Genomic DNA, 25,888 nt, shown 5'->3' on the forward strand with positions numbered 1-25,888 from the left:
ACCTCGCGTTGATTAATTGAACGTTCTCCCGAAAGTTTTCCGAGACGATGAGCCGCAGACGCGCCCCACCAACGGCCAAGCGCACCAAGGTGCATTGCAACCGTGATTTCTAGTTTGAATACCCACCGTAAAAACCGCATCAGAGAGCCTCGGAGAATGAGCGGATTGCAGCGTCACGGGTTGACGGGTTGGACATAGCCTGACCTACCACCCAGCCTTGCGGGGCGTGGCTTCCTGCCCACCACTTTTCGGCGGTTGTCGGGTCTACTTTGAAAACATGCGCCACATGCGCGGGGCTTTCGAAATTGTCCTGAATGAATTGTTGCCAAACGATTGCAAAATGCTGGCGGTAAGAAAGAACGGCAGAACGCTCGGAAAACTTTCTTGGAGACATACAGATATTTCCCTTCCTATGTTTAGAACGTGGAACGGAAGATTTGTTTTTTATGGATTGGGAGGAGGCTGGCATTAGCTGGCCTCCTTCTGTGTTTGTGGGGCTTCTGCCCAAGAGGACATGCCAACTGCGCCGCCTGTTGCGACATCGATGCGATAAGCAAGGTCAAGGCTAGGCCGGAGCGTTCCGCGAAGAAGTCGCGAGATGACGCTTTGATAGCTACCAACTTGAGCTGCAAAATCGCGCTGACTAACCCCTTTTTCTTGGAGATAGCCTTCTAGTGTTTGCTGTTTTGATTTGTTTGCCATGCCTTATAGATACATATCATGTATCAATGGGTCAAGACTTAAAATTCACGTGGTGTATTTGATGAGGGTCGCGCTTTGATGCAAGATCACGACATGAATAATTTGTCTCATTACAGAGAGTTGCGCGGCCTAAACCAGCGTGAACTGGCGGAACTGATTAATGTCAGTCAGCCAACGATTCAGCGGGCCGAAACAGAAGACCCTAGCGCCAAACTGGGAACCTATAAGGCATGCGCAGAAGCTTTAGGTGTGACGCTCTCACAGATATTCAGTGATCGAAGTGAAGTTGAAGACCAGGTTTTAACCCTGTTTAAGTCTATACCAGAGGCAAAACGCGACGAAATCTTTACGATTCTTCGCCTTGCTCGGACAGAGCCAACAGAGCCAACCGAATAACCCGGTCAATCTCCTCGTCGGTTAAGTTGGTAATAAAAACCTTCATTTCTTCGTCACTCATACCGTTTCCTCACATTTGGCAGCTTATCAATTTTATTGTGAGGCGCTTCGAGGTGTTCAACCGAGCAGGATTCTCTCACTTGGCAATTAGAACATACAGCGAACACTTGACGCTTGGGAAGCCTTCTAACTGCCAAAATCATGAGATTTCACGCAAGATATTGATTCTGAATGATTGAAAAACAAAATGTGGTGCCGACCTGTGAAGCCGGTTGACGAATCCCGAAAGCGCGGGGAAAGTGCCAAAATGGCAAAAAAGAAACCCCTGTTAGAAAAGATGCGGGACAACCCGCGCGACGATTGGACTATTGCACAAGTCGAAAATCTGTGCGCACAGATGGGGTTGGAAGTTCGCAAACCTAACGGCAGCAGTCACTATGTTGTGTCTAGCCCTGTGTTGCGTGACTCGCTTTGTGTGCCTTATAAGCGCCCAATTAGATCACTATATATTAAGAAGCTTGTGGGCTATATTGATGCTCATATAGAGGTAACAAAGAAAAAGGAGAGCGAAAATGAATGATTATCCAGTCGTTATCCTTCCGCTGGACGACGAAGATGGCGGTGGATATCTCGCCACATACCCCGATCTACCGGGCTGCATGTCTGACGGTGATACCCCTGAAGAAGCCCTTGAGAACGCGAAAGACGCGTTTCAAGCATGGATGGAGGTCCAAACAGATCGAGAAGTAGAGATTCCTGCTCCTGGCTCATCTGCAAACGAGACAGTCGATAAGGTTGGACATCTTCTGGACGCCCTCAAAGCTACGATTGATTATGCGCAGTCGGCTGACAAGCATATTGAAACGCTTGAAGATGTTCTTCAGCAAGCGATTGAAAAGCTACAATCTGATTTGCCTAAGTCTGCGGGCCTTCTAGCAGACCGCGCGAAGGCTACGCGCTTAGCCCCCATCCACTAGGTAATAGAAAACCGCTTAAACTATTTGTAGATTACTATTTAGCCCCGCTTCGGTGGGGTCATTGCTTTTCCATCTTTCGTAAAAGCCTTTCGTACTTTCGTAAACCTTTCGTAAATCTTTCTTACTCTCTTAATTTCCGGCGGCATGACGTGGGCAAAGAAAGCACCTTTATTCACGGGCATCTTTCAAAAAACTCAAGTCTAACTCCGTCATAGAGATGCTACGCTTTTCGCCCATAGTTGCTATTTTCAGTTCCTTCAGAAAACGCGCAACATCAAGAAAATAGTTCGGATATGCGGCCCGCAATGCGTCCACGCTATCCACAGAGACAAGAATTGATTGCTTGCTTTCGGTTGTGTCGATGTATCGCTGATACCCCTCGACACCACGCATAAAAGAAACTTGCGGCTTCACTGAAATATCACCGGTTTCTGCATTCATGTGAACCAGAAAGTAGCTGCTGCTATTTGTCTTTCTGCCCTCAGAGATATTAACAATTTTGCGATACGTTTCTAAATGATTGATCGCGTCCAGCTTGACCGATAGCGCCTTAAGTTCTTCGGTGCGCTCACTTGACGATTGCGGCACGAACTCACTCACCGGCTCGCCCTCAACCTCCGAAAATTGCGCGGACATAAGCTCTAAGAGGCGCAACCAATCCTTACTGCCCTCCCCTGCCTTAAGGTCTTCTCCGCGCATCGAACCGATAGCCTCAACCGCTGTCGCCCAAACGTGTTGCAAACTTGTGCGCACCTGTATTTCTATTTTCTGGCCGTGGTACTTTTCACCCCTGCCACCCCCTTCAAATGCGCAAACCATATGCAAGCAACGATAACCGCCGCGCTTGGGGGATGCGATATAGTCGTTTATTTTCTTGATCGTATCGCGACGATTTCCCTCTGTGTATCTGGCTTCAATCGCCCTCACAGCGTCTATATCATCAACAATCGCCCTAATCCCTGCGAGATCTTGAATTTGCTTTAGAGATATTGAGGTCCGCGCCAACTTCTTCCTGATCGACGCCATTCGCTTGATACGCCCTGCGGTAAGCGCCCCATTGGAAAGCCGGGTTAATCGAGCCTTCTCAATATACATCGGGTAGGCATGGGAATTGCGCCAATTATGAGCAACACGGAATACCTCTACCGCCTCTTCAGTATATGGGAGAGGTTCGCGAAGCATCTTTCCCGCTTCGGCTATTTGTCGGTTTGAATACTCGCGTACAGGATAGCTTGCCAAGTCGTCACCTTCTACATGATGGACAACTTCAGCTTGGCCGTTGGCGCTTTGATTCTTCAATACATTCATGGCCTCTCCTCTCCCCTTTTCTACCACGCCGATTCGAGCGTGTCGAAATATTTGATACACATTATGAATTTTATTGTTGACGCCTAGATACACAACATGTATCAATAACCCAACAGCAACGAACTGCTTGGGAGATAGGCAATGAAACTCAACACGCTTTACTTCGTCGTTACAGACTACGGCAAAAACGGTATCGGCAACGCTGGCGATGCAACCGCAGACCGCGACCTTGCATATAGCAATTACTGCGATGCTATCGGCGACGATCAGCCAGCCCGCGCATTCATGATGCAGTTTGATATTGGCAACAGCGAGTTGGAAATCACCCGCGAAATCACAAGCGATTTCCGCGACGAGTACGTTTACGAGTGCATCGACCGCGACCTGCCGATCAGCAACATCATTGGGGAGGCCGCGTAATGGCTAAAGCTATTAAGGGCTTCAACTCCGATCTTACGTGCCGTGATTTTCAGTACGAAGTCGGCAAGACATACGAGCACAAGGGCGAGATTAAACCATGCGAAAGCGGCTTTCATGCTTGCGCAGAAGATAGTCCTTTCGCTGTTTGGGGTTACTACCCGCCAATTTCAGAAAACGGAGAGCTTACACGATATTGCGAAGTCACTCTAGGCGAAGTTAAGACTGAAGGTGATAAGCTGGTATCCGCCTCAATCACGGTTGACGTAGAAATTTCACTATCAGATTTCGTGAAGCGTTCAGTTGCCGTGTTGAAGAGTTTGATTTCGGCGCACGCTGCAACCACGGGCTACGGGGCGCACGCTGCAACCACGGGCAGAAGGGCCCACGCTGCAACCACGGGCTACGGGGCGCACGCTGCAACCACGGTCTACGAGGCGCACGCTGCAACCACGGGCAGAAGGGCCCACGCTGCAACCACGGGCTACGGGGCGCACGCTGCAACCACGGTCTACGAGGCGCACGCTGCAACCACGGGCACAAGGGCCCACGCTGCAACCACGGGCTACGGGGCGCACGCTGCAACCACGGGCAGAATGGCCCACGCTGCAACCGCGGGCTACGGGGCGCACGCTGCAACCACGGGCTACGGGGCGCACGCTGCAACCACGGACACAAGGGCCCACGCTGCAACCACGGGCTACGGGGCGCACGCTGCAACCACGGGCTACGGGGCCCACGCTGCAACCACGGGCTACGGGGCGCACGCTGCAACCACGGGCTACGGGGCGCACGCTGCAACCACGGGCGACCAATCAACCGCAATGGCTGCGGGGGTAGGCAGTAAGGTTAAGGCGCAAAGCGGAGGTCTGTTTGCTCAAGAGTGGGCAGGCGGAAAGATCGTAAGTAACGCCTGCGGTATCGTTGGAAAAGACGGTATCGAGCCTGATACTTGGTACGTCTGCAAAGGCGGAGTTCTTGTGAGGGATGACCAATGACCCCGCAAAACCACAAACCAACACCCGAAATTCTGCGAGCCGAGTTTCCTCCCACTCACGTAACTAGTGAAATTGTTTGTTCAGTACACTCGCGGAATGGCGCTGGCAATCCGGCCACGCCAAACGCCTCCGAGGGGTTTATCCCCCTATCCTACCAGCCCCTCGGAGGCCCAAAAATTCCCGCACGATTTAACCGATTTGGGCGCTTGCACGAGGAGTTAAATCGACGCCAGCGCAACCGAAGGATTGCAGCCGTTGCGAAGTGGGTTTGCGCCCTAATCGCCGCCGCTCTGATCGGAACATTCATCGGCTCAATCGCAACAAAAGCAATTGCACAGGCCGCATATGACGCGGCGCAATATGAAAGGTTTTCACAATGAGCAAGGTCGCCAAGATAGACACCGCTGAAACGCTTCCCGCTGACCCAATGGTTAGCATGATTGAGCGCGTTGCATTGGACCCAAGCAGCGACTTGGCCAAGCTGGAAAAAATGCTGGACATGAAAGAGCGGCACGAAGCAGCCGAAGCGCGAGCAGCGTTTGCCGCGGCGTTCTCTAAAGCAACCGCGGAACTGCCAACAATCCCGCTTAACGGCAAGGGCCACAATAACAAGCCCTACGCCACGCTTGAAGATATCACCAAACTGACGCGCCCCGTCCTTTCGGAAAACGGCTTGGCGCTCACCTTTGCAATTGATGTTGGCACTGACGTGGTTGTTACCGCGAAACTCATGCATAAATCGGGCCACGTTGAAACAACAAGCATTGCATTGCCGCGCGACACGGGCGGAGCAAAAAACGCCGTTCAATCGGTTGGCTCAAGCCAGACATACGGCCAGCGATACACCGCACAGGCTATTCTAGGGCTATCCCTTGGGAATGACGTTGAAGACGATGGACGGGCCACAGGAGCGCCCGTCGATAGCGCCCCCAAAAAGCAATACTCTTGGGCTGCAACCATCACCGATGAACTGCCCGAAAATGCCACGCCGCAGGAAAAGGCCGAAGCTGTAGCAAACGCCCTCGTTGCGCAATTCAAGAGGATGAAAGGCGAGCGCCAGATTTCCAACGAATGGGACCGCCGCGCGTCTATCATTGAGGGGCTAGAAGAACGCTTTCCTGAACTGCACATGAAGGTGATTGACGCCTACGAATTGCGGCTGATGGAAATTAAGGACGGGGCGGGTCAATGACCGTTCCAACCGTCATACTGCCCCGCGATAACCAGAGGGCGCACCATTGGGTTGATAACGCCCCTGCTGGCGTCGTGGTGAAGTTCTACAAGCCAAAGCGCACCATCCCGCAGAACGATCGCATGTGGGCCATGCTCACCGATGTGGCATCACAGGCAACGCACAACGGGCAGAAGTATTCGCCCGATCAATGGAAGTGCCTTTTCATGGATGCTTGCGGCCATGAGGTCGCCTTTATGCAAGGGCTTTCGGGCGATTGGTTTCCGGCTGGCTTCAAGTCCTCGAAACTCAACAAAGAGCAAATGGGCGAGTTGATGGATTTCATTGAAGCTTGGGCCGCGCAAAACGGCGTAACTTTGAAAGACCCGACACAATGAGCAATCTTGCCAACCTTCCCCCGCTTGGGCTGAAAGAGCCAAAGCAATCCAAAGACAAAGCCCGGCTTGCTGCCGTTGCTGAGTTGGATTGCTGCATTTGCCTTGAATACGGAATGCCGCAAAACAGCCCGACACAAGTGCATCATTGCATTATGGGCCGTCACAGTACCAGACGCGCCCCGGACAGCATGACAATCCCGCTCTGCGAAGGCCACCACCTCGGAATGTTTGACGCGAGCAAGGTTGCCATTCACCGCGAGCCTAAATCATGGCGGGAAAGCTACGGCGCCGACACCGATTGGATTTCATGGACCGAAGAACGGCTAGCAAGAGATACGCACATCGCAAACCTGTGCCGGCGAATAGAGTTTAACGCCAATCAGGTTCAGGCCGAACGCGCATTGACCGCAGAGCGTCACCTTGTCGCGCTGGCGATATTCACGGCCATAATCACCATTCTAATTTTCTTGAGGGCAATCGCATGACCCGCGCAAACGGATTTTACTGGATACGCATCAAAGACGAATACGACCTAATCCCCGCTCAATTTTTTGACGGTAGCTGGAAGATGTTCGGAACGCCATGCGACTTCAAAGATGATTTTTTTTGCAGAAATTGGCGCGGCTATCGAAGCGCCCAAAGTATTAACGGAGGAACAACAATGAAACGCATTTTTGCACTAGCCGCGTTACTGGCAACACCAGCCGCCGCCGAGATCCACCCAATCGCCACCTATAAAGCATGGGACGTTTCTTATGCAGATGTGGATTCTGGCGAAGGCTGCTCCATGTCCAGCATGAATAATAGCGGCCACTCGCTCGACTTCGTTGTTTGGGATGATGAATCGCTCCAAATGTACGTTTTTTTCAATGCCGAATACGACCTTTGGTTTGACGAGATTTTCGACGCGAATTTCGAAATCGATCGTTCAGAATGGACGCTTTATGATGCCCATTGGGACCAAAGTTCTATGGCGTTCACATTCCCAACAATAGAAGCCGACGACACAACCGAGTTCTTTAAAGACTTGGTGAACGGCAACGCAATCACGCTCAACGATGCTGACGGCGGGAAAGTTACCGGCTGGTCACTCGCTGGCTCGCGGGCTGCGTTCAAAGAAATGTTTGAATGCGCTGCGAAGTTGGGAGGGCTGAAGTCATGACTGACCTAAGCAAACTGTCCGAGAGCGATGCCGTGTCTTTCGCGGTCGTCGAGGAAATCAGAGATCAAGCAGAAGGTTGTTGGGAGCCGACAATTCGAGGCGCAACAGAAATTGCTAAAGCGGTTTTGGTCGCTGCTGTCCGCGCAGGTGATCTGGTGGAGAAAGACCAGTGCCGCCCCGTCAAGGTGAAGCCGTTGGAATGGGTGCCTAACCCCGACGACGATTTCAGTGTAATATCGACCGTCCTTGGGGTGAAGTACGAAGCGGGTGTTGACGTATACGGCGACGTTTACTGGGGTTTCTGGCGCGATGTGTCCAAGCCGGTCTTTGACGTAGACGGCGACCTGTCCGACGCCGAAGCCGCCGCCCAAGCGCACCACGAAGCCGATATTCGTGCGCGTCTGGAGCCTGACCCCGAAACCGAGCGCCTTCTTAAAGAACGCGCCGAATACCGCCTGAAATACGGGCCGCTGAAAGGGGGTGCGTGATGCAACCTATTCGCTGGAGCGATAACGATAAATATTTTGGCCCGTTCACCCTCTCAAAGAACGGAGGCTACAAACACATCTGCGCCATTCTCGATTCTGGGGACGGAGATGAATACACAGGGTGCCGCCTAAGAGTTAGCCTGTTTGGCTATACCTTCATTACGGCTCTCCCACAGATCATTAAACCTTGGCGGAAATGGGTGGATACATCTCATTACGATTGGAGTGATAACCCGCAGGGCGGTTACTGGTACACAGGAAGCCGAGCCTACGGTATCCATATAAGCGACGGCCACCTCGACGTATCTCTTGGGCGCGTAACCCACGACAGCAACACAGAGCAGCGATGGGGTTGCTTTCTGCCTTGGACGCAATGGCGGTTTATATCCAACCGCTATTACGATGCCGAGGGTGCGCTTGCCTATACAGACACCCATGTTGGCTCACGTCCCATCGAAGACTATCGAGAGCATCGGAAGAAGCAAGAAGCTGTCTCGACAGTAGACTTCATCTTCGATGATTTTGATGGGGAAAGGCTGACCGCAAAAACACGTATCGAAGAGTACGAACACAAGTTCGGAACTGGCTGGTTTAAGTGGCTATCCCTCTTCCGCAAGCGCCGCATCGTCCGCTCCCTAGATATTCGCTTTTCAAGCGAGACAGGGGAGCGCAAAGGGTCATGGAAAGGCGGCACGGTCGGGCATGGGATTACTATGATCGCAGGGGAGGATCATGAAGCTGCTTTCCACCGTTATTGCGATGAACATGGCATGACGTTCATCGGGCCAACTACCCCCAAGGAGCCGACATGAATCCGCATAAATCCCACTTGAAACAAGGTCAGCGCCTTGAGGCTGTTTGGGGTCCGCAGAACCAAGAAGGTCAAATCGGATACTCCGTGAACCTCAACGAGAATGTTGAAGCTATAACGGTATCCCAACTTGCTGGCCCAATGGGCTGGTATGACGTGGCTGTTGTCACGTTCCATGATGGGCAGAACTCCGAACTCTTCCCGCTTCATATGATGGAGCAAATCGACTTCTACGCGGGGGGAGCCAACATGACCACCGAATGCGTATGCCCGAACTGCCGACAATTATTTCAATCCTCGTCGCTCTCGCGTGTGGCCGACTATTGCTCGGAATGCTGGGATGCATGGAGACAAGGTAATGGCTCATTCGAGAGGCGCGCGAAAGACGCCACCATAAAGCAACTGGTGGAAGCGCTGAAAGCCAAAGTCGAGCAGCTTGAAAAAGAAAACGACCTGCTTAGGCGGCAGATCAAGCACGTCGAGACCACATGGCACGGCTTGGCGGGTCATATGGAACTGGCGTTGTATAAAGGAGGCGATGATGGGTAAAATTCACGGGCTTACAGAGGCCGAAATATCCCGCGTCATTCGCGCTGCCAAAAAAGAGGGGTGCCACGCCGTTGAAGTGGTAAAAGGGAAAAGCCGCGTTATCGTGCCCCTTAAGGTAACATTTCCCGGAACCGAAACCAAAGGAGAAGCAAGCGAATGGGACGAGGCAATCGTAAGGGCGTCAAACTTAAGCACCTGAACCGCTCCGGCGAATGGCCTAGTGGCAACCCTCGCTATTACTTCCGACCCAAAGGTGAAAAGGGGAAGCCCCTACCCGATTTGCCGATGGAACACCCTGATTTTCTCAAAGCATATGCCCTGCTTGCCAAGCTGCCAGCCTCACCCACGCTAATGGGCATTGAAGGCACAACCGCCGATGCAATCGACCGCTATTTGCGCTCCGACAACTTCAACGCGCTGGCTCCATCAAGTCAGCAGTTATGGCGTAGAATCAGCCTGAAACTGCGCGAAGCATATGGACACGCCCCGCTAACAGGTCTGCAATCGCAGCACATCCGCGCAGACATATCTAAATTCACACCGCACCCCGCAAACAGCCGGTTGAAGGTTTGGCGCTCACTTTGCGCTTACTGGCATGAGTTCGGCCTTATTCCGACAAATCCCGCAATTGAGGTTAGAAAGCGCAAAGCCGCTAAATCAACGGGGTTTAAGGCTTGGACGCACGACGATGTTAGAACATTCCGCGCTTACTGGCCGATAGATTCGCAAGAGCGTGTTGCCTTTGAAGTTCTCTATCGCTCATGTGCGGCTATCAGTGACGCCGTGGCGCTTGGCCCAAATATGGTTGAAGATGGTTGGCTAACCTACACCCGCAAGAAGTCTCACAGCATGGCCACAGCGCCCTTTAGCGGCCTTGTAGCCCCTGAATGGTTCGACTGGACCGACGACCTAGAACGCGCCCTAGCAGCGCAGACAAAACGCCACTTCTCGCTTTTCATCTGCACCACCCACGGCAAGCCCCGATCACACAAAGCCGCTGCAAGCTGGTTTTCCCGCGCATGCACCGCCGCCGGATTGCCGGACCTGTCAGCGCATGGCGTCCGCAAATACCGCGCGTCGATGTTCAAAGAGAATGGCGCAACCCCCGAACAACGCATGGCAATTTTGGGCCACGAAACAAAGACCGAGGCCGACCGCTATTCCAAATCAGCCGACCTGCGCAAAGTGATAACGAATGGGTGAAAGTTCCAACTAGTTCCAACTTTGCAAAATAAACGCAACAAAATCAGATGCTTATATAGGTAGTGGCGATCCCGGGAGGACTCGAACCCCCAACCCCCTGATTAGAAGTCAGGTGCTCTATCCAGTTGAGCTACGGGACCGTAGTTCTGTTTGTATTGGCTGCCACTTAGCAGCCGAAAATCGTTAATGTGTCCAGACACCGCGACGGTTGGTGGCAAAATTCTCGCCATAGCCGCCCTGACGGATCACAGGTTTACGGTTTTTCGGCTCCATCACAACAGCTTCGAGCCCATTATCTTCAGCATAAGCAAGCGCGGCTTCCTTGCTGTCGAATTTCAGGCGCACTTGGCTCTGCGTGTCATTCGAGCTCGTCCACCCCATCAGCGGATCAACCGAACGGGCCGAGGCAGGCGCAAACTCAAGCACCCAGGTCTTGGTTTTGCCCATGCCGGATTGCATGGCGTTTCGTGCTGGCTGATAAATACGGGCGCGCATTGCGATCTCCTTAAAACCTTGGCGTCGTTATGGCAAAGATTCTGCGCCGATGGCAAGCCCAAGAAAGCAGACGAAGCGCCGCATCTGTCGAAATTTACTAAGAAAGCCCCCAAACTGGAGACGTAAATTTGGCTGCCGACCAGCCCTTGGAGTGAGGGGTGGGGTGGGTGGTGCGGGCAGGTCGGCAGCCGGCCTGCTGTTTACCAGTTCAGTCTAGGGCCGAACAAACCGCAAACACAAAGGGAAATCGCACTTAAGCTGATTGTTTATAGTTAAAACTCTCCCTAAAGCAGAAAGCATCCATTAACTTCTCGCTCAGAGTCGGTCGCGCCCCTTGAAGAAGAACAAAAAGTGATCAAATCTAACCGGATAAGGATTCGCCAATGACCGCACCCGTGACAAAACCTGCCCCGATCCGCCGCGAGAAACTCGAAGGCGGCAAGCGCTTTGTAATGAACACAGAGTTTGAACCAGCGGGCGATCAGCCGACCGCGATCAAAGAGCTCTCCGCAGGCGTAAACGAAGGTGACCGAAATCAGGTTCTGCTTGGTGCGACGGGTACGGGTAAAACCTTCACAATGGCCAAGGTCATCGAAGAAACCCAACGCCCCGCGATTATCCTTGCCCCCAACAAAACGCTCGCCGCGCAGCTTTATGGCGAGTTCAAAGGCTTCTTTCCGGACAACGCCGTCGAGTATTTCGTGTCTTTCTATGATTATTATCAGCCCGAAGCCTATGTGCCCCGTTCTGATACATTCATCGAGAAAGAAAGCCAGATCAACGAACAGATCGATCGCATGCGCCACAGTGCGACGCGCGCCCTGCTCGAACGGGATGATGTTATAATTATTGCTTCCGTTTCATGCATTTACGGTATCGGCTCGCCCGAGACTTATAATGAGATGACGCAGGATTTGATTGCGGGCGAAACTTATGACCAGCGTGAGATCATGGCTGGTTTCGTCGCGCAACAATATCGCCGTAACGATAACGCCTTTTCGCGCGGTACATTCCGTGTCCGGGGCGACAGTCTCGAAATCTGGCCAAGCCACCTCGAAGATCGCGGATGGCGTCTCTCGTTCTTTGGTGATGAGCTAGAAGCGATTACGGAGTTTGACACCCTCACAGGCGAGCGCACCGACGTTCTTGAAAAGGTCCGTGTCTATGCGAACTCCCACTACGTGACCCCGCGCCCGACCCTGCTTCAGGCGATCCAGTCGATTAAGGCCGAGCTCACGGTCCGGCTCAAACAGCTTGAAGACGAGGGCAAACTTCTTGAGGCCCAGCGTCTTGAACAACGCACCCGATTTGATCTCGAGATGCTGGAGGCACAAGGGTTCTGCAACGGGATCGAGAACTATTCTCGCTACCTGACCGGCCGCGCCCCCGGCGAACCGCCCCCCACTCTGTTTGAATACATCCCCGACAACGCCATCGTCTTTGCCGATGAGAGCCATGTGTCCGTGCCGCAGATCGGCGGGATGTTCAAAGGCGACTACCGCCGTAAATTCACCCTCGCGGAACACGGCTTCCGCTTGCCCTCCTGTATGGATAACCGCCCTCTCAAGTTCGAGGAATGGGATGCCATGCGGAGCCAGACGATTTTCGTTTCTGCCACCCCCAAGGACTGGGAGCTTGAGCAATCCGGCGGTGTATTTGCCGAACAGGTTATCCGCCCGACAGGCCTTCTTGACCCTGTGATCGAAGTGCGTCCGGTCGAGATGCAAGTGGATGATTTGCTTGATGAAGTGCGCCGCGTAACCGAAAACGGTTTCCGCACGCTGGTTACGACACTAACCAAACGCATGGCAGAGGACCTTACCGAGTACTTGCACGAGCAGGGCATCAAAGTGCGCTATATGCACAGCGATATCGACACGCTTGAACGCATCGAAATCCTGCGTGATCTGCGGCTCGGCGCGTTTGATGTTCTGATCGGGATTAACCTTTTGCGAGAGGGGCTGGATATCCCTGAATGTGGGCTAGTTGCTATTCTCGATGCCGACAAAGAAGGCTTCCTGCGCTCCGAAACCTCGCTCATCCAAACCGTTGGTCGCGCCGCGCGGAATGCTGATGGTCGCGTGATTATGTATGCCGACAAGATTACCGGAAGCATGGAGCGCGCAATCGGCGAGACCAACCGCCGCCGCGAGAAACAGATCGCCTATAACGAGGCAAACGGCATCACGCCGCAAACCGTGCGTAAAAATGTCGAGGATGTATTGTCCGGATTGTACGATGGCGATGTGGATATGAACCGTGTCACCGCCAAGATCGATGCACCCAAAGTTGGCGCAAACCTTGCCGCTCATCTCGAAGCGCTCAAAACCGATATGCGCAAAGCTGCAGAGAACCTTGAGTTTGAAGAAGCCGCGCGCCTGCGCGACGAGGTCAAACGGCTTGAAAGTGTCGAGCTAACTATTGCCGATGATCCGTTGGCACGACAATCCGCCGTTGAAGCTGCCTCGCGGGACGCGGTGAAATCACGAGGGCGCAGCACAGCGGGTAAAGCCGGGACGCGGACGTATCGTGGCAAATCGCAATCAAAATTCTAGTCGGAATTGCTTTCAATCGCGTCGGCACCTATTGTGAATAAACACTTATTCTGACTGTTAGCGGATTTGCACATGAAGCCTTTTATCGCCCTTAGCGCCCTCCTAGCGTTGTCCGCCTGCGCTACGCAACAGCAACGCTGCATTTCTTCAGTGACCGCAAACCAGCGCAACATTGCCCAACTTATCGCGGTCACCGAAGCCAACATCAATCGCGGCTATGGCGTGAATGTCCAGCGCGTGCCCTACACGGTTTATGGCCGCTGCTATGATTCCTATTCGATCCGCTCTTATTCCTGCCCAGAGACATATTACCGAACCGTCACAACTCCGGTCACGGTTGATCTTGATGCAGAAAAGAGGAAGCTCGCGCAGTTGAAACAACGCCTTCCAGAAGAGCAGAAACGCGCTAAAGCTGGTGTTGATCAATGTTTGGCACTTTATCCCGAATAATCAGAATACTGCCGCAACTTCGTACATAACAGGCTCAAAGCTTTTGCAAAGCTCGTTGATCGCGCGATTGCGTTTGCGCATTTCATCGGTACGAAGCATGGCCTGAAAATCTTCGCGCTTTTCCCATTGTGAATAGTTCGCAATACGGGTTTGCGCATCATTTACATGTAGTCCAGCGGCAATAAACCCGGGTTGTTTGCTGATAAAGGAGTCATAGGCATCCGTCAGCGCATCCAACAAATCCTGACAGGTGCCCGGCGTCATTTCAAACGTCGTGACAACGGTTTGCGATGTGGCATCCTTGGTGATCCGAGGCATGGGCAATCTCCTTTTTCAATAGCTTTCCCCTTACCTTACGCCACATTCCCACTATTCCCAAAAGCAAAAGGCCCCTGCGATCACAGGGGCCTTTCCTAAACTTGCTAGGTTGCATTATCCATACGAAGCGTTATCTGCACGCGCCCACGACAGGCCTGCGACCATTTCAGATGAGCTTCACTTTGATCGGCACCTTGCTGAAGCGACACATAGGGAAACTCGTAATGCGCCGTATTGCTTCCGCGCAGAACCTGCTGATCCATCACAAATCCTTCCACGCGGCGCGCCCTTCCGCCGAACGGAAGTTTGCCGTCGGCCGGGATCTCCCATGTCGTTGCATTTGCAGCCTCCGTATGGCGCACCATCAACGGGTTGAAAATCGGCGTATCTACGGAATTGAACGCGTTCCCCTGTACGACCACGTTTCGCGATTTTGACATATCCAATCCAGCGTATGTTTCATCCACACGTTCGATACGTTCAATGTTGCCGTTCAGCGCTCGGAACACATTGCCAGAAAGATTAAACCCATGCAGGTAATGACCGCTGCCATATGGCTTGACCACAATCCAGCTGAACCACGGTGCAACATCATTTACCGTGAAAATATTGCCCGTGATCGTAATGCCTCCGAAGGAATATTGGTTGTTCCAATCTGGCGTGGCATCGTGCTCGTTGGTCATCTCGATAAAGTTGTTATCGATGTAGTTCCCAACCACGGTTGATTTCGGGTTTGGCGTTGTAAAGATCACGCCCGCGCGGCGAACACCATCTGTTTCACCGTCGCCGTGGAACCAGTGGTTGCCGGAAAACAGGTGTCCTGTTCCTGCCCAAACACCAAAGGCAGCAAACAACATAACGCGGTTGTCGCGCATCTTGGTATCGTTTGCGTTGACGTTCATCGCGACCGTCGTGCGGTCCTGTGCACGCATGGGTTGTTCATTCGAGATGAACTGACAACGATCAACCAACATGCCCTGACATCCGCGCCCGTGCGAGGTGATCCCGCGATCTTTGGGTTTGGTGATAAAACAATCCCGCACATGGAATATCAGCCCCTCAGGCGCAAGCAAAATCCCGCTAGAGATGCCGTTACACTGAAATTCGATGTCATCCAGAACGAACTTATCCAGCCCAGAGAACCCACTGAAATCAAGCACATATTTAAACCGGCTGAAGGTATAGCTCTGATTGCTCGCAGCGCCGAAAAGAGGTTGGCTCAAGGTGAGCGTCTGCGCCCCGACATTCACAGATTTCACATAAACCTCACGGCCCACGCCGTTGCCTTCTACCAGCGAACCGGGCTGGATATTCGCGATATTGGCCACATTGGTGAGTTCGGTGGAGGTGCTGGCCGAATAGCTTGCGGTCGAGGTTACAACATCCGTGTCCCATGCAGGGTCCGCAAGAACATTAAACTGCCCGTTCCGAATGACGCGGCGGATGGCATATGTCGAAATGTTGTTGACCACATCCTGCACGTCGATCGGGCGTGTTAACTCAATCCGTCGGCCTTGCAAATCAAGCGATTCATGGTCGGTGAAATTGAAAAGCGCTTGTATCGCCTTCTCAAGCGCCAAAACCTCGTCACCGCCGAACGCATCAACATAACTGCCGAAATCAAAGTTCTTGGTCAGCGAAAGACGCACTTCTTTTGGCGCAGTGACTTGCCCCTGAAACCGCACTGGACTTTCAAACGTAACATTGCTCGCAAGCGCATAAACTCCATCAGGAACAAGCACCTGCCGCCCATTCGCTGCGGCATCGGCGGCGTTAAACGCGGCAGAGTTGTCCGTCACGCCGTCCCCGATTGCGCCATAATCGCGAACATCCACCCAGTCCATCATGTCCCGCAGGAACACATTGGTCACATCGGCGATCTGGATATCATCAATCCGAACGACACCGCCATTTGCCCCCGTTAGGTTCAGGCCGAAATGCCCATAAAGCGCGTCTTGGCCCCATGGCATATCAACACCGTTGCGAGCCCCTGTACCCACAATCGCCGATACCTCAACAACTTCGCCGTACGACGTCAGCGCAACAGATGGACCCGCCTCCACAACGCCCAAAACATGCACGTCGCCCGCGCCACCGGCCCAACCGGCAATTTCAACATTCGGAAGGTTCCCGCTAATGGCCTTCACCCGCGCCTTGATCTGAAGATAGCATCCAGGGTGCAGCGGCGTCTGAACCATTGCGCGCAGCTTCTGCGTTGTTTCTGATTTCAGCAATTCAAGACAACCACCAAAATCCTGATCCGCCGCAACAAAAGCCGCATTGACCGCCCCGTCATAGGTATCAGATCCAACCGTGCCATCCTGTGATGACCATTGATCCAGCCCATTCGAAAATGCTGGCGGCATGAGGAGCAGCCCCTCGGTAATTGCTTTATTCATTGAAATCCCTTTCCACATCCACATGCGGCGCCTCGCCGAATGACGAAAAGAGCGCGCGAAACACAGGAAAGAGAGCTACCAAACAGGCTTTAACAGCCCGCTAGAGTAGCGAACGCAGAAATACGAAAATTGGAACACCGCCTCGGCGGCAATACCTTGAATACTTGTCGGTTAAACCGCGAGCATGGTCGGCTCTACATGAACCACAGCGTTGATTTTCCAGCCCTCATGATCGGGAACCATTTGATAATCCAGCAAATATTCCTCGCCACTCGGCGCAGTAACCATCACGCGCTGCCAAACAGCAAGCCCGTCTGGGCGGTTTTCAAGAAATTCGACCTCGGCAGGATCAAGCACCATTTGATAGCCACTGTTGAGCATGATCGCAAAATTTTCTGGGGTGCCGAAATAGGCTTTGATACCATCAGACGCATACTCAAATGCGGTCCCATAGTCGCGCAGCTTTAGCGCCTCAATCTGTCCTAAAACGGTGGATTCAAGCGCGCCGTCTGGCGAACCCTGCGCTTTAGGGCCGCTTACGACCGACAGGTTCAGCAAAACAGCACCAAGGATTGCAAACAGAAATCTATGCATAATATCCCTCCTACGCTGGTCCTATTTTGAGACCAACGTAGGGGAACTGACAAGTGCTCTTTTTGTTACTCTGCAGAATTGGCAAGTTTCCCCGCCAAACCGTCTTCAATGAGCTTGATCGAATCCTCGACACCATACAGCGCGATAAACCCGCCAAAGCGCGGACCTTGGCTCGCACCAAGCAGCACCTCATAGAGCGCCTTGAACCATTCACGCAAGTTCTCGAAACCATGGTTTTTACCAACGGCGAACACAAGCGACTGAAGGTCTTCTGCACTGTCAAAGCTAAAGTCGGAAAGGTCTGCGTCTTGTCCCATCGCCTCGTTTTTCTTGGCGATCATCGCTTTGGCAACGTCCACATCTTTGAGCGCCGCTGCAAGGTCAGCCAACGCGCCCTGCTCTTGTTCGGTCGCAGCGCGGAACACACGAGCTGGCTTTACAAAATCATTGTAATACCGCACCGCAAACTCTGCCGCAGCATCCATGCCCGGATTGCTTTCCGGCGTTGCATCAGGAGCGTAGCGTTGGATAAAGCCCCACATCTGCGCCTTGTCTTCTGCTGCCGAAACAGAGGCCAGGTTAAGAAGCATCGCAAACGGCACAAGCATATCCGATTCCGGCACATCCGCACCGTGAATATGCCGCACCGGATTGGCGAGTTGCCCCTTCAGGTCCTGATCCGGATAAGCGCGCAGTTGCTGGTGATACTCATCAACCGCCTTCGGAATCACGTCGAAATACAAACGCTTGGCCGTTTTAGGCTTCTGGTACATGAAATATGAAAGGCTCTCTGGCGCCGCATAGGTCAGCCATTCTTCCATCGAAAGGCCATTGCCTTTGGATTTCGAAATCTTCTGGCCAAGCTCGTCATTAAACAACTCATACGTCAGCGTCACAGGAGGAACAGCACCCAGCGCGCGGCAGATCTTGGTTGCCTGCGTCACAGAGTCGATCAAGTCCTTGCCCGACATCTCGTAATCCACGCCCAAAGCAGCCCAGCGCATCGCCCAGTCAGGCTTCCATTGCATTTTGACGTTGCCACCTGTCACTGGAATTTCAACGCGCTCTCCATCGGGCTCGTCGTAAACAACTGTTCCCTTGTCTGCGTTCACCTCGACCATCGGCACCTGAAGCACATGGCCGGTTTTGGGAGAGATCGGCAGGAACGGCGAATAAGTCGCCTGACGCTCTGGGCCTAGGGTCGGCAACATGATCGCCATGATCTTGTCATAGACCTCACAGGCCTTGATCAGTGCCTCATCGAAACGGCCAGACTTGTAGTACTCGGTCGAGCTCGCAAACTCGTAGTCAAACCCGAAGCTATCAAGAAAATCACAGAGCCGCGCATTGTTATGCTGAGCAAAGCCTTCATGCGTGCCAAATGGGTCGCGCACCTGTGTCAGCGGCAGATTGAGGTCTTCTTTCAACTCTTCCTGCATGGGTACGTTGCCCGGAACCTTGCGGAACCCGTCCATGTCATCCGAGAAGCACAAGAGCTTTGTCGGAATGTCGGAAATCATCTCGAACGCACGGCGCACCATGGTTGTGCGCGCAACTTCGCCGAAGGTTCCGATATGGGGCAAACCAGAGGGGCCATAGCCCGTTTGGAACAAAACATATCCCTTCTTCGGCGGCTGCTTTTCATAGCGTTTCAAAACCCGGCGCGCCTCTTCAAAGGGCCAGGCTTTCGAACTCATCGCAGCATCACGCAGATCGGACATGTTTTCACTCTATCTGTTAAACCATGAGGCCCAATGCCCCATGTGCCCTGTCTCCTATTGCGCGCCCCGCCCCACGTCAATATTCTGCATGGGAAAACATGCCTGACCGGAGAGCAAAATGCCGCAATTTCCCCACCCGTGGACCCCTCAAGACAGCCTCGTGGCCATGATGGTCGCAGCATCGGCGAGCGATGAAAACATGCGCACCTCCGAATTGGTGACAATCCAGCGGGTCGTGAACCACCTGCCTGTGTTTGCCGATTTCGATCAGGACCGCATGAGCGTCATCTCGACAACGGTGCTGGAACTCTTCACCGAAGAGGACGGGCTGGACGCGCTCTTTGGCCTTATTCGCGAAAACCTTCCCGAAAAACTCTATGAAACGGCCTATGCGCTCGCGTGCGACGTGGTTGCATCAGACGGGATCATCGGCGAGCAAGAATCGCGAATGCTCGAAGAAATCCGATACGAGCTCAATATTGATCGCCTGCACGCCGCCGCCATCGAACGCGGAAGCCGCGCGCGTCACCAAACGCTCTAGTCTTCGAATGAAAACGCTTAGGCAGGCGTGTCGAACATGGCTGCCCAGCGCACAAGCAATTCCATCTGCATCTTGCGCGAACGGCGCGCCCATGCTTTGCCACCCTGCGGTCTTTCTCGGTCCGCCGGAGCAATCGCAGCGCGTTTTTCCATATCGGCCGTGAATATAGCAAAGGCCAGCTTACGGCCTGATTTCGTGGTGATGTATCCCGCAAGCGCGCTAACAAAATTAAGCGTGCCGGTCTTGGCCCGTACCTTGATGTCACTTTCAGGGATCGGTTGGCCATTCCGATCGGCAAGCTTGATCTCTTTCAACAGTCCCGGAAATACCGGATCATCCTCCGCCGCCACAAGAGCGCGGACCATATCACGGGCCGCAATCCGAGAAGCATCGCCAAGGCCCGAGTGATCCACAAATTCGCAGGTCGTCATATCAAGCGCGTTCTTTGCCCAGACGCTCATACGGTTACCCGACTCCACCAAGGTCTCTACCCGCCCCATTTGCTGGCTTGCGCTCAACCCAACCGTTTCCGCCGTGAGGTTGGTTGAATATTTGAGCATCCCGCGCAGAATATCCGTCAACGGCTCGCTGTAATGTACCGCGATCTCGCGGGTCTCGGGCAAACTGTCGATCACAGCGCCCTTGGGCAAAACAATTCCATGCGCACGCGCCATAGTTGCAAACACATCGGCGGCATAAAGCTCGGGCTTGCGAACCGGTAACCAACGGCTCCCCCCATCACCAAGCGCTGCGCGCGCAACCGTCCAATGCTCCTCCGCTTCGCCCTCTTCATAGGTATAGATCGGCGCAGATCTTGGCTTTACGGCCATATGCGCCATCTGCACCTCTGGGCGATATTTGTCAGAGCGGGCATCCATCGACACCAAATATTCGCCCTGTGCCCGCTTCCATTCAAAATGCACACGGTTGAAATTGAGGTTCATACCAGAGATCGCGGGGTTATAGCCCAAATGATCGGGCTGTCCTGCGTCAATCGACCAGACGAACGGCAAGGCCCCCCCATAAATCAGAAACCGCCCGCGAACCTCTCGAATCCCCTTGTCTTTCAGCGCCTTAGCCAAGTCAGTAAGTGGGTTGGTCGCGAATACCGGGTCGCCGCCACCCGCGAGGATCAAATCCCCCTCCAAGATGCCGTCACGAAGTTCTCCTGTGGCCAGCAATCGCGTTTTGAAACGATGCTCTGGCCCCAGTTGCCGCAGCGCATAAAGCGCCGTAACAGCCTTGGCGACCGATGCGGGCGGCTGTTTTACGAACGGGTTAAAGCCTTCGAGCACACGCCCAGTTTCGGCATCCGCAACAAGAATACTCGCCTCTCCTGAAAACGCAGCATCTCGCAAGACCTGCGACATCGGATTGGCGGCCAACTGCGCCATGCCCTTGGGCTTGATCGGAGGCCGCAACGACGTCGGCGGAGCCCCCGCCAAGGCGATTTCCGCACTGCTCGCAAGCAATGCGCCAAGCACGAAACGTCTTGATAACCTCTGTGTCATAGGTGCATATAACCTTGTGGTTGCGCTCAAAACAAGCGTGCCGGAATCCGGTGCCAAAGAAGTGATGTACCGCACACAGCTTTGAAAGGCGCCAGATGCTCCACCCCGTTCCCCTCATGCTGATCGGTGTCTCATTAATCCCATTGGGTGATGCCATGGGCAAAATATTAATGGAGCAATACGACGCATCCCAAGTGTATGTGGCATGGACCCGTTTCCTCATCGGCACAATCTTGCTTTTGCCCTTTCTTCAGAAACGTCACCTAGATTTCCGCGTATTTTTGAAATGGCAAATCTGGCTACGCAGCCTTTTTCAACTTGCGGCCATTCTCTCAATATTGACCTCATTGAAAACCGAACCGATCGCCAATGTATTCGGGGCATTTTTCGTTGCGCCGATCGTTTCTTACATCATCTCGATCTGGCTTCTGAAGGAGAAAACAACACTTCCGCGGTTCATTCTTCTGCTCTTAGGGTTCTGCGGCGTGTTGCTAGTGGTGAAACCCGGTTTCGGAATGACAACGGGAATGATGTTCGCGGTTCTCGCGGGCCTATTTTATGGAATGTTCCTAACCGCGAACCGATGGCTGAGCGAAATGGCCCTACCGCGTACGCTGCTCCTGTCTCAATTGGTGATCGCCACTACTTTGATGACGCCTTCCGCGCTCTTCTATACTGACTGGCCAGAGCTGACGCCGCCCGTTCTCTGGTTTACCGCGTTCTCGGGGATTGCCTCATTGGTCGGAAATCTTCTTCTGATCACAGCCTATAAGCTTGCGCCTGCGACGCGACTTGCGCCACTGGTTTATTTCCAACTCGTCGCAGCAACCGCGCTTAGTTTTAGCGTGTTTGGTGTTATTCCCGACTTCATAAGCATTCTTGGGCTCACGTTACTTACCGCCTCTGGCTTTGCAACACTGGCCCTGCGGCGTTAACTGCCCCAGCCGGTTTTTGCCCTCAGCTCTGTTGAGGAAATAGAGGTCATCGGCAGGTTTACAAAGCACCACGCCGCTGGCTCTGCAAGCGGCAACAGTCGGCGGCTCGCGCCGCGTAATCGCGCAAAATCATACCGCTTCGCCGCCGGAGACATGCGCGCCGAAATACTGTCGCCTGGTCGGGCAAGTACACCCACGGGGATATTTTCCATGATCCACGTCCAACGATCCCAACGGTGAAATTCAGCCAGATTGTCCGCCCCCATCAGCCACGTGAACCGCACACCGCGATAGGTCTTGAACAACGCCTCAAGCGTTTCCGCCGTATACCGCGTGTGCATCCGGCTCTCGAAATCGCTGATTTTTATGCGCGGGTGATCCACGAGGGCATGCGCCGCCGCCATGCGCTTTGCAATCGGAGCGGGGCCATTTTCCTTAAGCGGGTTTCCCGGCGTGACGAGCCACCAGACCTCGTCCAGCCCGAACCGCTTCAACGCTGCCTGCGAGATATGCACATGCCCACGATGCGGCGGGTCAAACGACCCTCCCAACAGGCCGATTTTCATACCGGCGCGGGCATATGGAAGCTCACAACGCATCGGTTAGCCCTAGCCAGAACCCGCGCCAAATAAAAGCGTAAATCGCAAAAGCCTCTTACAGAAACAAAAAGGGCGTGCCCGAAGACACGCCAAGTAAGGACATTATTAACCGAATGAGTTAATGCGTATGGGCGGCGTGGCCCTCTGTAATCATCAAGCCAGGTGCCGGCGACTTCAGCTTCTCGTCACCGTTTGGCAGCTCAACCCACGCGTTCTCGCCGTTGGCACATTCCTGCACCACAGGGAAATAGAGTTTCTCGCCAGCCTCAAGCGCATCGGTAAACCGCGCACGGAAGATGAACTCCTCATAGTGATCATTCGGAAGATTGCCGGTCCAGATGATCTCTTTGACGCCGGATGTATGTGTGCCGTGATACTCATAGCTGCCCGCGTAGTCGCCTTTAACGGTCTCAAGTGTCCAGTTGGCAATCGCCTTCGGTTTTACGGCAATCACACCCTCAGGGATGGTCACACGTACCTTCAAGGTCGCCTCGCCATCACACCCATGAGCAATACGAACAACTGCTTTATGGGTGGTGTTGGTCGCAACTTCTTTGGCCTCAAAAGTGGCGTGTGCAAAGGCAGAAGTTGTGGTGAGAGCAGCAACAACGGCTCCGGTGAAAACGGATTTAAGTGTCATTTAGATAGTCCTTATTCATGACGAGTGGTTCGCTACGCCAAACACAGCGCAGCCAAGAAAAGTTTAGTCGTCAGGTAAGGACAGGGGGTCCGCGCACAGGCGCGCGGAGCCAAAGGCGTTTGGAAGGGGAGTTGCTATCAGGCTCGGAAAACGAAGCTAGAACAACAGATTGAACAGGAACAGGCGCGGTGATCTCAGGCTCAAAACCGGCGAACTGCACCACAACACATTGCGGACAGTGCTGCGTCGCGCCCGTCTCATCGCCATCGCCGCAAATCTCGAACGCGGCATAGCCCAGAGCTTCTGGCGAGGTCGCAAATTCAAGCTTTGCCGCACCATGCATTGCGCCAAGCCACAAGAACAGAACAGCAGCGACGAGGCTTGTCATCTGTCCGAATGTGTTGCGAAGCGTGTGCATGATTCAATTAAACCTGTTGCTATGGCTGCGACCCTAACGCTCATGAGAAGCAAAACATTGATCGAAATCAATTCAGGTCGAAACCATTATTTCGGCGCAGTCATTTCACGACCATTTCCGATTTGCAACGGCAATTTCTAGGCAGAGGATTTCTTCCATAGGTTGATGTCCGCCTCGACAGACAGGCGATTAATCTCGGCCAGTTCTTCGTCGCTGAATTCAAGGTTTTCAATCACGCCAACACAATCCAAAACCTGCGATGGCTTTGAAGCACCGATCAACGCCGTGGTAATGCCGCCCTCGCGCAAAACCCACGCAATCGCCATCTGCGCCAGCGTCTGACCACGCTTCTTGGCCATCTCGTTCAGGCTTTTAATGCTGGCCAGCGTTGCCTCATTCAATGTATCTGGGTTGAGCGATTTGCCCTGCGTTGCGCGGCTTCCTTCCGGAATTCCACCCACATATTTGTTGGTGAGCATCCCCTGCGCCAGCGGCGTGAATGCGATCGAGCCAACGCCCAATTCTTTGAGCGTATCCTTCAGCCCGTCGTTCTCGACCCAGCGATTGAGCATATTGTAAGACGGCTGGTGAATGAGGCACGGCGTGCCGAGATCGTTCAAGATCGCCACGGCCTCGCGGGTCCGCTGCGAATTATACGAGGAAATCCCCACGTAAAGCGCACGCCCCGACCGCACGATATGATCCAGCGCGCCCATAGTTTCCTCAAGCGGTGTATCAGGGTCAAACCGGTGCGAATAAAAGATATCAACATAATCAACGCCCATTCGCTTGAGGCTCTGATCGCATGACGAAATCAGATACTTGCGGCTGCCCCACTCGCCATATGGACCATCCCACATCTCGTATCCAGCCTTGCTCGAAATGATCAACTCATCGCGCAATGCGGCAAAATCCGTCCGCAAAATCTCGCCAAACGCCGTTTCCGCCGAACCGGGAGGCGGGCCATAATTGTTGGCGAGGTCAAAATGCGTAATTCCGCTGTCAAACGCCGTCTGACAAATCGCGCGCTTGGTTTCATGCGGCGTGTCACCGCCAAAGTTATGCCAAAGCCCCAGTGAAATCGCAGGAAGCATCAGCCCCGAATTCCCGCAACGGCGGTATTTCATTTTCTCGTAACGGTTCTCTGCGGGGGTATAGGGCATCACGCTTCTCCTGTTAGCGGTATCGCGCGCAAGTCTCTGGAAAACTGCGGCGCTCCGCAAGGCGGTTTTTCAAAGTTACCACGCGTCGCAGTTATTCTCACTTTGACAACCTACTTCAAAATTTCCCCTAAACTAAAAGTTGTTTTTGTCATATTATCAGTGCATTCACCATGTATTGGATTCTTAATGACCTCAAAAAATTATGTTGTTTTAATAGATTGCGAAAACATTCCCGCACACCTCGCAGACAACCTGTTCCGTAAACTGAGTATTCTTGGCGACACACCAGTTCGGCGTGCATATGGCGATTTTACAAACCCTTGGCACCGACCTTGGCTCGAGAAAATTGACGAGTACGGCATGATCGCAAGCCTCCACGTCGCGACAACATCCGGCAAAAACTCAACCGACATCGCGCTGACCATTGATGCAATAGAACTTGCCCTTACAAGCGGATACGACGGGTTTTGCCTCGTGTCCTCCGACCGAGACTTCTCGCACCTCGCCAAAAAGCTGCGCGAATATGGCCTAGACGTTCAAGGCTTCGGTTCCGCCAAAACATCCGCCAGCCATCGCGCAGCGTTCACAAGTTTCACCACAATTGATTCAACACCTGCAAACACCGAAAGTTCGGCAGCGCCGACCGCTATCGCCACAAGTGCAAAGTCGGCGCCCGCGCACAAGCCCCAAGCAACACAAAATACGCGCAAACTGATATCGAAAGCGATCCATGATCTCGGTGGGGCAAATCAAAAGTGCATTACACTAAGTGCTCTCGGAAAATCACTAAAAGATGCCGATCCGTCATTTTCACCAAAGAAGCACGGGTCAGCCACACTCGGCAATCTTATTAAACAATTTGACGTCTTTGAACTTGTGCCAAAAAATGGGCGTCCTGTTCATGTACGTTACATCGGCAACTCCAAGTCTTGAGCCCCCTCCCCCAACAATGATTGCACATAGCCGCCA

The 25,888-nt window shown here is 53.4% G+C and carries 33 protein-coding genes and 1 tRNA gene; 20 read left to right on the forward strand and 14 right to left on the reverse strand.

Annotation, left to right across the window (positions count from 1 at the left end; all coding sequences use genetic code 11):
• Positions 1–139: 139 nt before the first annotated feature.
• Together OU789_RS10935 and OU789_RS10940 are read right to left on the reverse strand one after the other, a co-directional pair.
• The gene (locus OU789_RS10935; RefSeq protein ID WP_274655649.1) at positions 140–394 is read right to left on the reverse strand and encodes a hypothetical protein; all 255 of its coding nucleotides are present in this window, start codon (positions 392–394) and stop codon (positions 140–142) included.
• Between the two features lie 74 nt (positions 395–468).
• Entirely contained in the window at positions 469–702 is a 234-nt protein-coding gene (locus tag OU789_RS10940; RefSeq protein ID WP_274655650.1) for a helix-turn-helix domain-containing protein, read from the reverse strand.
• 93 nt (positions 703–795) lie between these two features.
• On the opposite strand from OU789_RS10940, the gene OU789_RS10945 reads away from it, so the two are divergent.
• The 3 genes from OU789_RS10945 to OU789_RS10955 all read left to right on the forward strand — a co-directional run bounded on the left by OU789_RS10945 (position 796) and on the right by OU789_RS10955 (position 2,075).
• Positions 796–1,098 carry a helix-turn-helix transcriptional regulator gene (locus tag OU789_RS10945; protein ID WP_274655651.1) on the forward strand — a complete coding sequence of 101 codons (303 nt, stop codon included), beginning with the start codon at positions 796–798 and terminating at the stop codon, positions 1,096–1,098.
• 307 nt (positions 1,099–1,405) lie between these two features.
• Complete coding sequence (locus OU789_RS10950) at positions 1,406–1,678, forward strand: hypothetical protein (RefSeq protein ID WP_274655652.1); 273 nt, start codon at positions 1,406–1,408, stop codon at positions 1,676–1,678.
• Positions 1,671–2,075, forward strand: coding sequence for a type II toxin-antitoxin system HicB family antitoxin (locus tag OU789_RS10955; protein WP_274655653.1), 405 nt, complete (start codon positions 1,671–1,673; stop codon positions 2,073–2,075). Before OU789_RS10950 ends, OU789_RS10955 begins: the two co-directional genes overlap by 8 nt.
• Before the next feature lie 168 nt (positions 2,076–2,243).
• On the opposite strand, the gene OU789_RS10960 is transcribed toward OU789_RS10955, so the two are convergent.
• Positions 2,244–3,383, reverse strand: a complete 1,140-nt coding sequence (locus tag OU789_RS10960) for a hypothetical protein (RefSeq protein WP_274655654.1) — start codon at positions 3,381–3,383, stop codon at positions 2,244–2,246.
• Positions 3,384–3,524: 141 nt separating this feature from the next.
• Here OU789_RS10960 and OU789_RS10965 point away from each other — a divergent pair, with 141 nt between their 5' ends.
• The 11 genes from OU789_RS10965 (at position 3,525) to OU789_RS11015 (ending at position 10,580) form a co-directional block, all read left to right on the forward strand.
• On the forward strand, positions 3,525–3,803 hold the full coding sequence (locus tag OU789_RS10965) for a hypothetical protein (protein ID WP_274655655.1): 279 nt from the start codon (positions 3,525–3,527) through the stop codon (positions 3,801–3,803).
• The gene (locus tag OU789_RS10970; protein ID WP_274655656.1) at positions 3,803–4,798 is read left to right on the forward strand and encodes a DUF7666 domain-containing protein; all 996 of its coding nucleotides are present in this window, start codon (positions 3,803–3,805) and stop codon (positions 4,796–4,798) included. The genes OU789_RS10965 and OU789_RS10970 overlap by 1 nt, the downstream gene beginning before the upstream one ends.
• Positions 4,799–5,174: 376 nt before the next feature.
• Positions 5,175–5,990, forward strand: coding sequence for an ERF family protein (locus tag OU789_RS10975; protein WP_274655657.1), 816 nt, complete (start codon positions 5,175–5,177; stop codon positions 5,988–5,990).
• On the forward strand, positions 5,987–6,367 hold the full coding sequence (locus OU789_RS10980; RefSeq protein WP_274655658.1) for a recombination protein NinB: 381 nt from the start codon (positions 5,987–5,989) through the stop codon (positions 6,365–6,367). Before OU789_RS10975 ends, OU789_RS10980 begins: the two co-directional genes overlap by 4 nt.
• The gene (locus OU789_RS10985; protein WP_274655659.1) at positions 6,364–6,852 is read left to right on the forward strand and encodes a Ref family recombination enhancement nuclease; all 489 of its coding nucleotides are present in this window, start codon (positions 6,364–6,366) and stop codon (positions 6,850–6,852) included. The genes OU789_RS10980 and OU789_RS10985 overlap by 4 nt, the downstream gene beginning before the upstream one ends.
• Positions 6,853–7,028: 176 nt before the next feature.
• Positions 7,029–7,529 carry a hypothetical protein gene (locus OU789_RS10990; protein WP_274655660.1) on the forward strand — a complete coding sequence of 167 codons (501 nt, stop codon included), beginning with the start codon at positions 7,029–7,031 and terminating at the stop codon, positions 7,527–7,529.
• A complete protein-coding gene (locus OU789_RS10995) occupies positions 7,526–8,017 on the forward strand; it encodes a hypothetical protein (RefSeq protein WP_274655661.1) in 492 nt (163 codons plus the stop codon). Before OU789_RS10990 ends, OU789_RS10995 begins: the two co-directional genes overlap by 4 nt.
• On the forward strand, positions 8,017–8,829 hold the full coding sequence (locus tag OU789_RS11000) for a hypothetical protein (RefSeq protein WP_274655662.1): 813 nt from the start codon (positions 8,017–8,019) through the stop codon (positions 8,827–8,829). Before OU789_RS10995 ends, OU789_RS11000 begins: the two co-directional genes overlap by 1 nt.
• A complete protein-coding gene (locus OU789_RS11005; protein ID WP_274655663.1) occupies positions 8,826–9,377 on the forward strand; it encodes a hypothetical protein in 552 nt (183 codons plus the stop codon). The genes OU789_RS11000 and OU789_RS11005 overlap by 4 nt, the downstream gene beginning before the upstream one ends.
• Positions 9,370–9,576, forward strand: coding sequence for a hypothetical protein (locus tag OU789_RS11010; protein ID WP_274655664.1), 207 nt, complete (start codon positions 9,370–9,372; stop codon positions 9,574–9,576). Before OU789_RS11005 ends, OU789_RS11010 begins: the two co-directional genes overlap by 8 nt.
• Positions 9,534–10,580, forward strand: coding sequence for a tyrosine-type recombinase/integrase (locus tag OU789_RS11015; protein ID WP_274655665.1), 1,047 nt, complete (start codon positions 9,534–9,536; stop codon positions 10,578–10,580). The genes OU789_RS11010 and OU789_RS11015 overlap by 43 nt, the downstream gene beginning before the upstream one ends.
• A 63-nt stretch (positions 10,581–10,643) precedes the next feature.
• On the opposite strand, the gene OU789_RS11020 is transcribed toward OU789_RS11015, so the two are convergent.
• Together OU789_RS11020 and OU789_RS11025 are read right to left on the reverse strand one after the other, a co-directional pair.
• A tRNA-Arg gene (locus OU789_RS11020) sits at positions 10,644–10,720 on the reverse strand.
• Between the two features lie 43 nt (positions 10,721–10,763).
• Positions 10,764–11,075, reverse strand: coding sequence for an ETC complex I subunit (locus tag OU789_RS11025; protein ID WP_263952416.1), 312 nt, complete (start codon positions 11,073–11,075; stop codon positions 10,764–10,766).
• 383 nt (positions 11,076–11,458) lie between these two features.
• Between OU789_RS11025 and uvrB the strand changes: the two genes are divergently transcribed.
• On the forward strand, positions 11,459–13,630 hold the full coding sequence (gene uvrB / locus OU789_RS11030) for an excinuclease ABC subunit UvrB (protein WP_274655666.1): 2,172 nt from the start codon (positions 11,459–11,461) through the stop codon (positions 13,628–13,630).
• 72 nt (positions 13,631–13,702) lie between these two features.
• Positions 13,703–14,080, forward strand: a complete 378-nt coding sequence (locus OU789_RS11035) for a hypothetical protein (RefSeq protein WP_274655667.1) — start codon at positions 13,703–13,705, stop codon at positions 14,078–14,080.
• On the opposite strand, the gene OU789_RS11040 is transcribed toward OU789_RS11035, so the two are convergent.
• From OU789_RS11040 to OU789_RS11055, 4 genes are all read right to left on the reverse strand, one after another.
• On the reverse strand, positions 14,081–14,398 hold the full coding sequence (locus tag OU789_RS11040) for an antibiotic biosynthesis monooxygenase family protein (RefSeq protein WP_263952413.1): 318 nt from the start codon (positions 14,396–14,398) through the stop codon (positions 14,081–14,083).
• 104 nt (positions 14,399–14,502) lie between these two features.
• Complete coding sequence (locus OU789_RS11045) at positions 14,503–16,797, reverse strand: glycosyl hydrolase family 28-related protein (protein ID WP_274655668.1); 2,295 nt, start codon at positions 16,795–16,797, stop codon at positions 14,503–14,505.
• 171 nt (positions 16,798–16,968) lie between these two features.
• A complete protein-coding gene (locus OU789_RS11050; protein WP_274655669.1) occupies positions 16,969–17,391 on the reverse strand; it encodes a DUF4864 domain-containing protein in 423 nt (140 codons plus the stop codon).
• 65 nt (positions 17,392–17,456) lie between these two features.
• Entirely contained in the window at positions 17,457–19,112 is a 1,656-nt protein-coding gene (locus tag OU789_RS11055; RefSeq protein WP_274655670.1) for a lysine--tRNA ligase, read from the reverse strand.
• 118 nt (positions 19,113–19,230) lie between these two features.
• Here OU789_RS11055 and OU789_RS11060 point away from each other — a divergent pair, with 118 nt between their 5' ends.
• On the forward strand, positions 19,231–19,653 hold the full coding sequence (locus OU789_RS11060) for a tellurite resistance TerB family protein (protein WP_263952409.1): 423 nt from the start codon (positions 19,231–19,233) through the stop codon (positions 19,651–19,653).
• Between the two features lie 17 nt (positions 19,654–19,670).
• On the opposite strand, the gene dacB is transcribed toward OU789_RS11060, so the two are convergent.
• The gene (gene dacB / locus OU789_RS11065; RefSeq protein ID WP_274655671.1) at positions 19,671–21,047 is read right to left on the reverse strand and encodes a D-alanyl-D-alanine carboxypeptidase/D-alanyl-D-alanine endopeptidase; all 1,377 of its coding nucleotides are present in this window, start codon (positions 21,045–21,047) and stop codon (positions 19,671–19,673) included.
• Between dacB and OU789_RS11070 the strand changes: the two genes are divergently transcribed.
• Together OU789_RS11070 and OU789_RS11075 are read left to right on the forward strand one after the other, a co-directional pair.
• A complete protein-coding gene (locus OU789_RS11070; protein ID WP_274655672.1) occupies positions 21,046–21,249 on the forward strand; it encodes a hypothetical protein in 204 nt (67 codons plus the stop codon). The genes dacB and OU789_RS11070 overlap by 2 nt on opposite strands.
• Positions 21,250–21,280: 31 nt before the next feature.
• On the forward strand, positions 21,281–22,099 hold the full coding sequence (locus OU789_RS11075) for a DMT family transporter (protein ID WP_446719182.1): 819 nt from the start codon (positions 21,281–21,283) through the stop codon (positions 22,097–22,099).
• Here the strand turns inward: OU789_RS11075 and OU789_RS11080 are convergent.
• The 4 genes from OU789_RS11080 to mgrA all read right to left on the reverse strand — a co-directional run bounded on the left by OU789_RS11080 (position 22,096) and on the right by mgrA (position 24,919).
• Positions 22,096–22,698: a nicotinate-nucleotide adenylyltransferase gene (locus OU789_RS11080; RefSeq protein WP_274655674.1), complete on the reverse strand. Its 603-nt coding sequence runs from the start codon at positions 22,696–22,698 to the stop codon at positions 22,096–22,098. The two genes, OU789_RS11075 and OU789_RS11080, sit on opposite strands and share 4 nt — an antisense overlap.
• A 118-nt stretch (positions 22,699–22,816) precedes the next feature.
• Entirely contained in the window at positions 22,817–23,338 is a 522-nt protein-coding gene (locus tag OU789_RS11085) for a YcnI family copper-binding membrane protein (RefSeq protein ID WP_263952405.1), read from the reverse strand.
• Between the two features lie 70 nt (positions 23,339–23,408).
• Entirely contained in the window at positions 23,409–23,756 is a 348-nt protein-coding gene (locus OU789_RS11090) for a hypothetical protein (protein ID WP_274655675.1), read from the reverse strand.
• A gap of 137 nt (positions 23,757–23,893) precedes the next feature.
• Positions 23,894–24,919 (reverse strand): L-glyceraldehyde 3-phosphate reductase, encoded by a 1,026-nt coding sequence (mgrA, locus tag OU789_RS11095; RefSeq protein WP_274655676.1) that lies wholly within the window; start codon positions 24,917–24,919, stop codon positions 23,894–23,896.
• A gap of 186 nt (positions 24,920–25,105) precedes the next feature.
• Here mgrA and OU789_RS11100 point away from each other — a divergent pair, with 186 nt between their 5' ends.
• Positions 25,106–25,852: an NYN domain-containing protein gene (locus OU789_RS11100; protein WP_274655677.1), complete on the forward strand. Its 747-nt coding sequence runs from the start codon at positions 25,106–25,108 to the stop codon at positions 25,850–25,852.
• Positions 25,853–25,888: the final 36 nt, after the last annotated feature.

This window comes from Halocynthiibacter sp. C4 (genome assembly GCF_028823805.1).
GTDB classification, from domain to species: Bacteria; Pseudomonadota; Alphaproteobacteria; order Rhodobacterales; family Rhodobacteraceae; genus Falsihalocynthiibacter; species Falsihalocynthiibacter halioticoli.

Coding starts and splice junctions, on each gene's coding strand:
- mgrA (WP_274655676.1), bottom strand. CDS start 24,919: ATGCCCTATACCCCCGCAGAGAACCGTTACGAGAAAATGAAATACCGC.
- OU789_RS11055 (WP_274655670.1), bottom strand. CDS start 19,112: ATGTCCGATCTGCGTGATGCTGCGATGAGTTCGAAAGCCTGGCCCTTT.
- OU789_RS10945 (WP_274655651.1), top strand. CDS start 796: ATGAATAATTTGTCTCATTACAGAGAGTTGCGCGGCCTAAACCAGCGT.
- OU789_RS11000 (WP_274655662.1), top strand. CDS start 8,017: ATGCAACCTATTCGCTGGAGCGATAACGATAAATATTTTGGCCCGTTC.
- OU789_RS11050 (WP_274655669.1), bottom strand. CDS start 17,391: ATGCATAGATTTCTGTTTGCAATCCTTGGTGCTGTTTTGCTGAACCTG.
- OU789_RS11045 (WP_274655668.1), bottom strand. CDS start 16,797: ATGAATAAAGCAATTACCGAGGGGCTGCTCCTCATGCCGCCAGCATTT.
- OU789_RS10965 (WP_274655655.1), top strand. CDS start 3,525: ATGAAACTCAACACGCTTTACTTCGTCGTTACAGACTACGGCAAAAAC.
- OU789_RS11090 (WP_274655675.1), bottom strand. CDS start 23,756: ATGCACACGCTTCGCAACACATTCGGACAGATGACAAGCCTCGTCGCT.
- OU789_RS11080 (WP_274655674.1), bottom strand. CDS start 22,698: ATGCGTTGTGAGCTTCCATATGCCCGCGCCGGTATGAAAATCGGCCTG.
- OU789_RS11100 (WP_274655677.1), top strand. CDS start 25,106: ATGACCTCAAAAAATTATGTTGTTTTAATAGATTGCGAAAACATTCCC.
- OU789_RS10940 (WP_274655650.1), bottom strand. CDS start 702: ATGGCAAACAAATCAAAACAGCAAACACTAGAAGGCTATCTCCAAGAA.
- OU789_RS11040 (WP_263952413.1), bottom strand. CDS start 14,398: ATGCCTCGGATCACCAAGGATGCCACATCGCAAACCGTTGTCACGACG.
- OU789_RS11075 (WP_446719182.1), top strand. CDS start 21,281: ATGCTGATCGGTGTCTCATTAATCCCATTGGGTGATGCCATGGGCAAA.
- OU789_RS11025 (WP_263952416.1), bottom strand. CDS start 11,075: ATGCGCGCCCGTATTTATCAGCCAGCACGAAACGCCATGCAATCCGGC.
- OU789_RS10985 (WP_274655659.1), top strand. CDS start 6,364: ATGAGCAATCTTGCCAACCTTCCCCCGCTTGGGCTGAAAGAGCCAAAG.
- OU789_RS11085 (WP_263952405.1), bottom strand. CDS start 23,338: ATGACACTTAAATCCGTTTTCACCGGAGCCGTTGTTGCTGCTCTCACC.
- OU789_RS11005 (WP_274655663.1), top strand. CDS start 8,826: ATGAATCCGCATAAATCCCACTTGAAACAAGGTCAGCGCCTTGAGGCT.
- uvrB (WP_274655666.1), top strand. CDS start 11,459: ATGACCGCACCCGTGACAAAACCTGCCCCGATCCGCCGCGAGAAACTC.
- OU789_RS10960 (WP_274655654.1), bottom strand. CDS start 3,383: ATGAATGTATTGAAGAATCAAAGCGCCAACGGCCAAGCTGAAGTTGTC.
- OU789_RS11070 (WP_274655672.1), top strand. CDS start 21,046: ATGCCCTTGGGCTTGATCGGAGGCCGCAACGACGTCGGCGGAGCCCCC.
- OU789_RS10935 (WP_274655649.1), bottom strand. CDS start 394: ATGTCTCCAAGAAAGTTTTCCGAGCGTTCTGCCGTTCTTTCTTACCGC.
- OU789_RS11035 (WP_274655667.1), top strand. CDS start 13,703: ATGAAGCCTTTTATCGCCCTTAGCGCCCTCCTAGCGTTGTCCGCCTGC.
- OU789_RS10990 (WP_274655660.1), top strand. CDS start 7,029: ATGAAACGCATTTTTGCACTAGCCGCGTTACTGGCAACACCAGCCGCC.
- OU789_RS11015 (WP_274655665.1), top strand. CDS start 9,534: ATGGGACGAGGCAATCGTAAGGGCGTCAAACTTAAGCACCTGAACCGC.
- OU789_RS11060 (WP_263952409.1), top strand. CDS start 19,231: ATGCCGCAATTTCCCCACCCGTGGACCCCTCAAGACAGCCTCGTGGCC.
- OU789_RS10995 (WP_274655661.1), top strand. CDS start 7,526: ATGACTGACCTAAGCAAACTGTCCGAGAGCGATGCCGTGTCTTTCGCG.
- dacB (WP_274655671.1), bottom strand. CDS start 21,047: ATGGCGCAGTTGGCCGCCAATCCGATGTCGCAGGTCTTGCGAGATGCT.
- OU789_RS10970 (WP_274655656.1), top strand. CDS start 3,803: ATGGCTAAAGCTATTAAGGGCTTCAACTCCGATCTTACGTGCCGTGAT.
- OU789_RS10980 (WP_274655658.1), top strand. CDS start 5,987: ATGACCGTTCCAACCGTCATACTGCCCCGCGATAACCAGAGGGCGCAC.
- OU789_RS11010 (WP_274655664.1), top strand. CDS start 9,370: ATGGGTAAAATTCACGGGCTTACAGAGGCCGAAATATCCCGCGTCATT.
- OU789_RS10950 (WP_274655652.1), top strand. CDS start 1,406: ATGGCAAAAAAGAAACCCCTGTTAGAAAAGATGCGGGACAACCCGCGC.
- OU789_RS10955 (WP_274655653.1), top strand. CDS start 1,671: ATGAATGATTATCCAGTCGTTATCCTTCCGCTGGACGACGAAGATGGC.
- OU789_RS10975 (WP_274655657.1), top strand. CDS start 5,175: ATGAGCAAGGTCGCCAAGATAGACACCGCTGAAACGCTTCCCGCTGAC.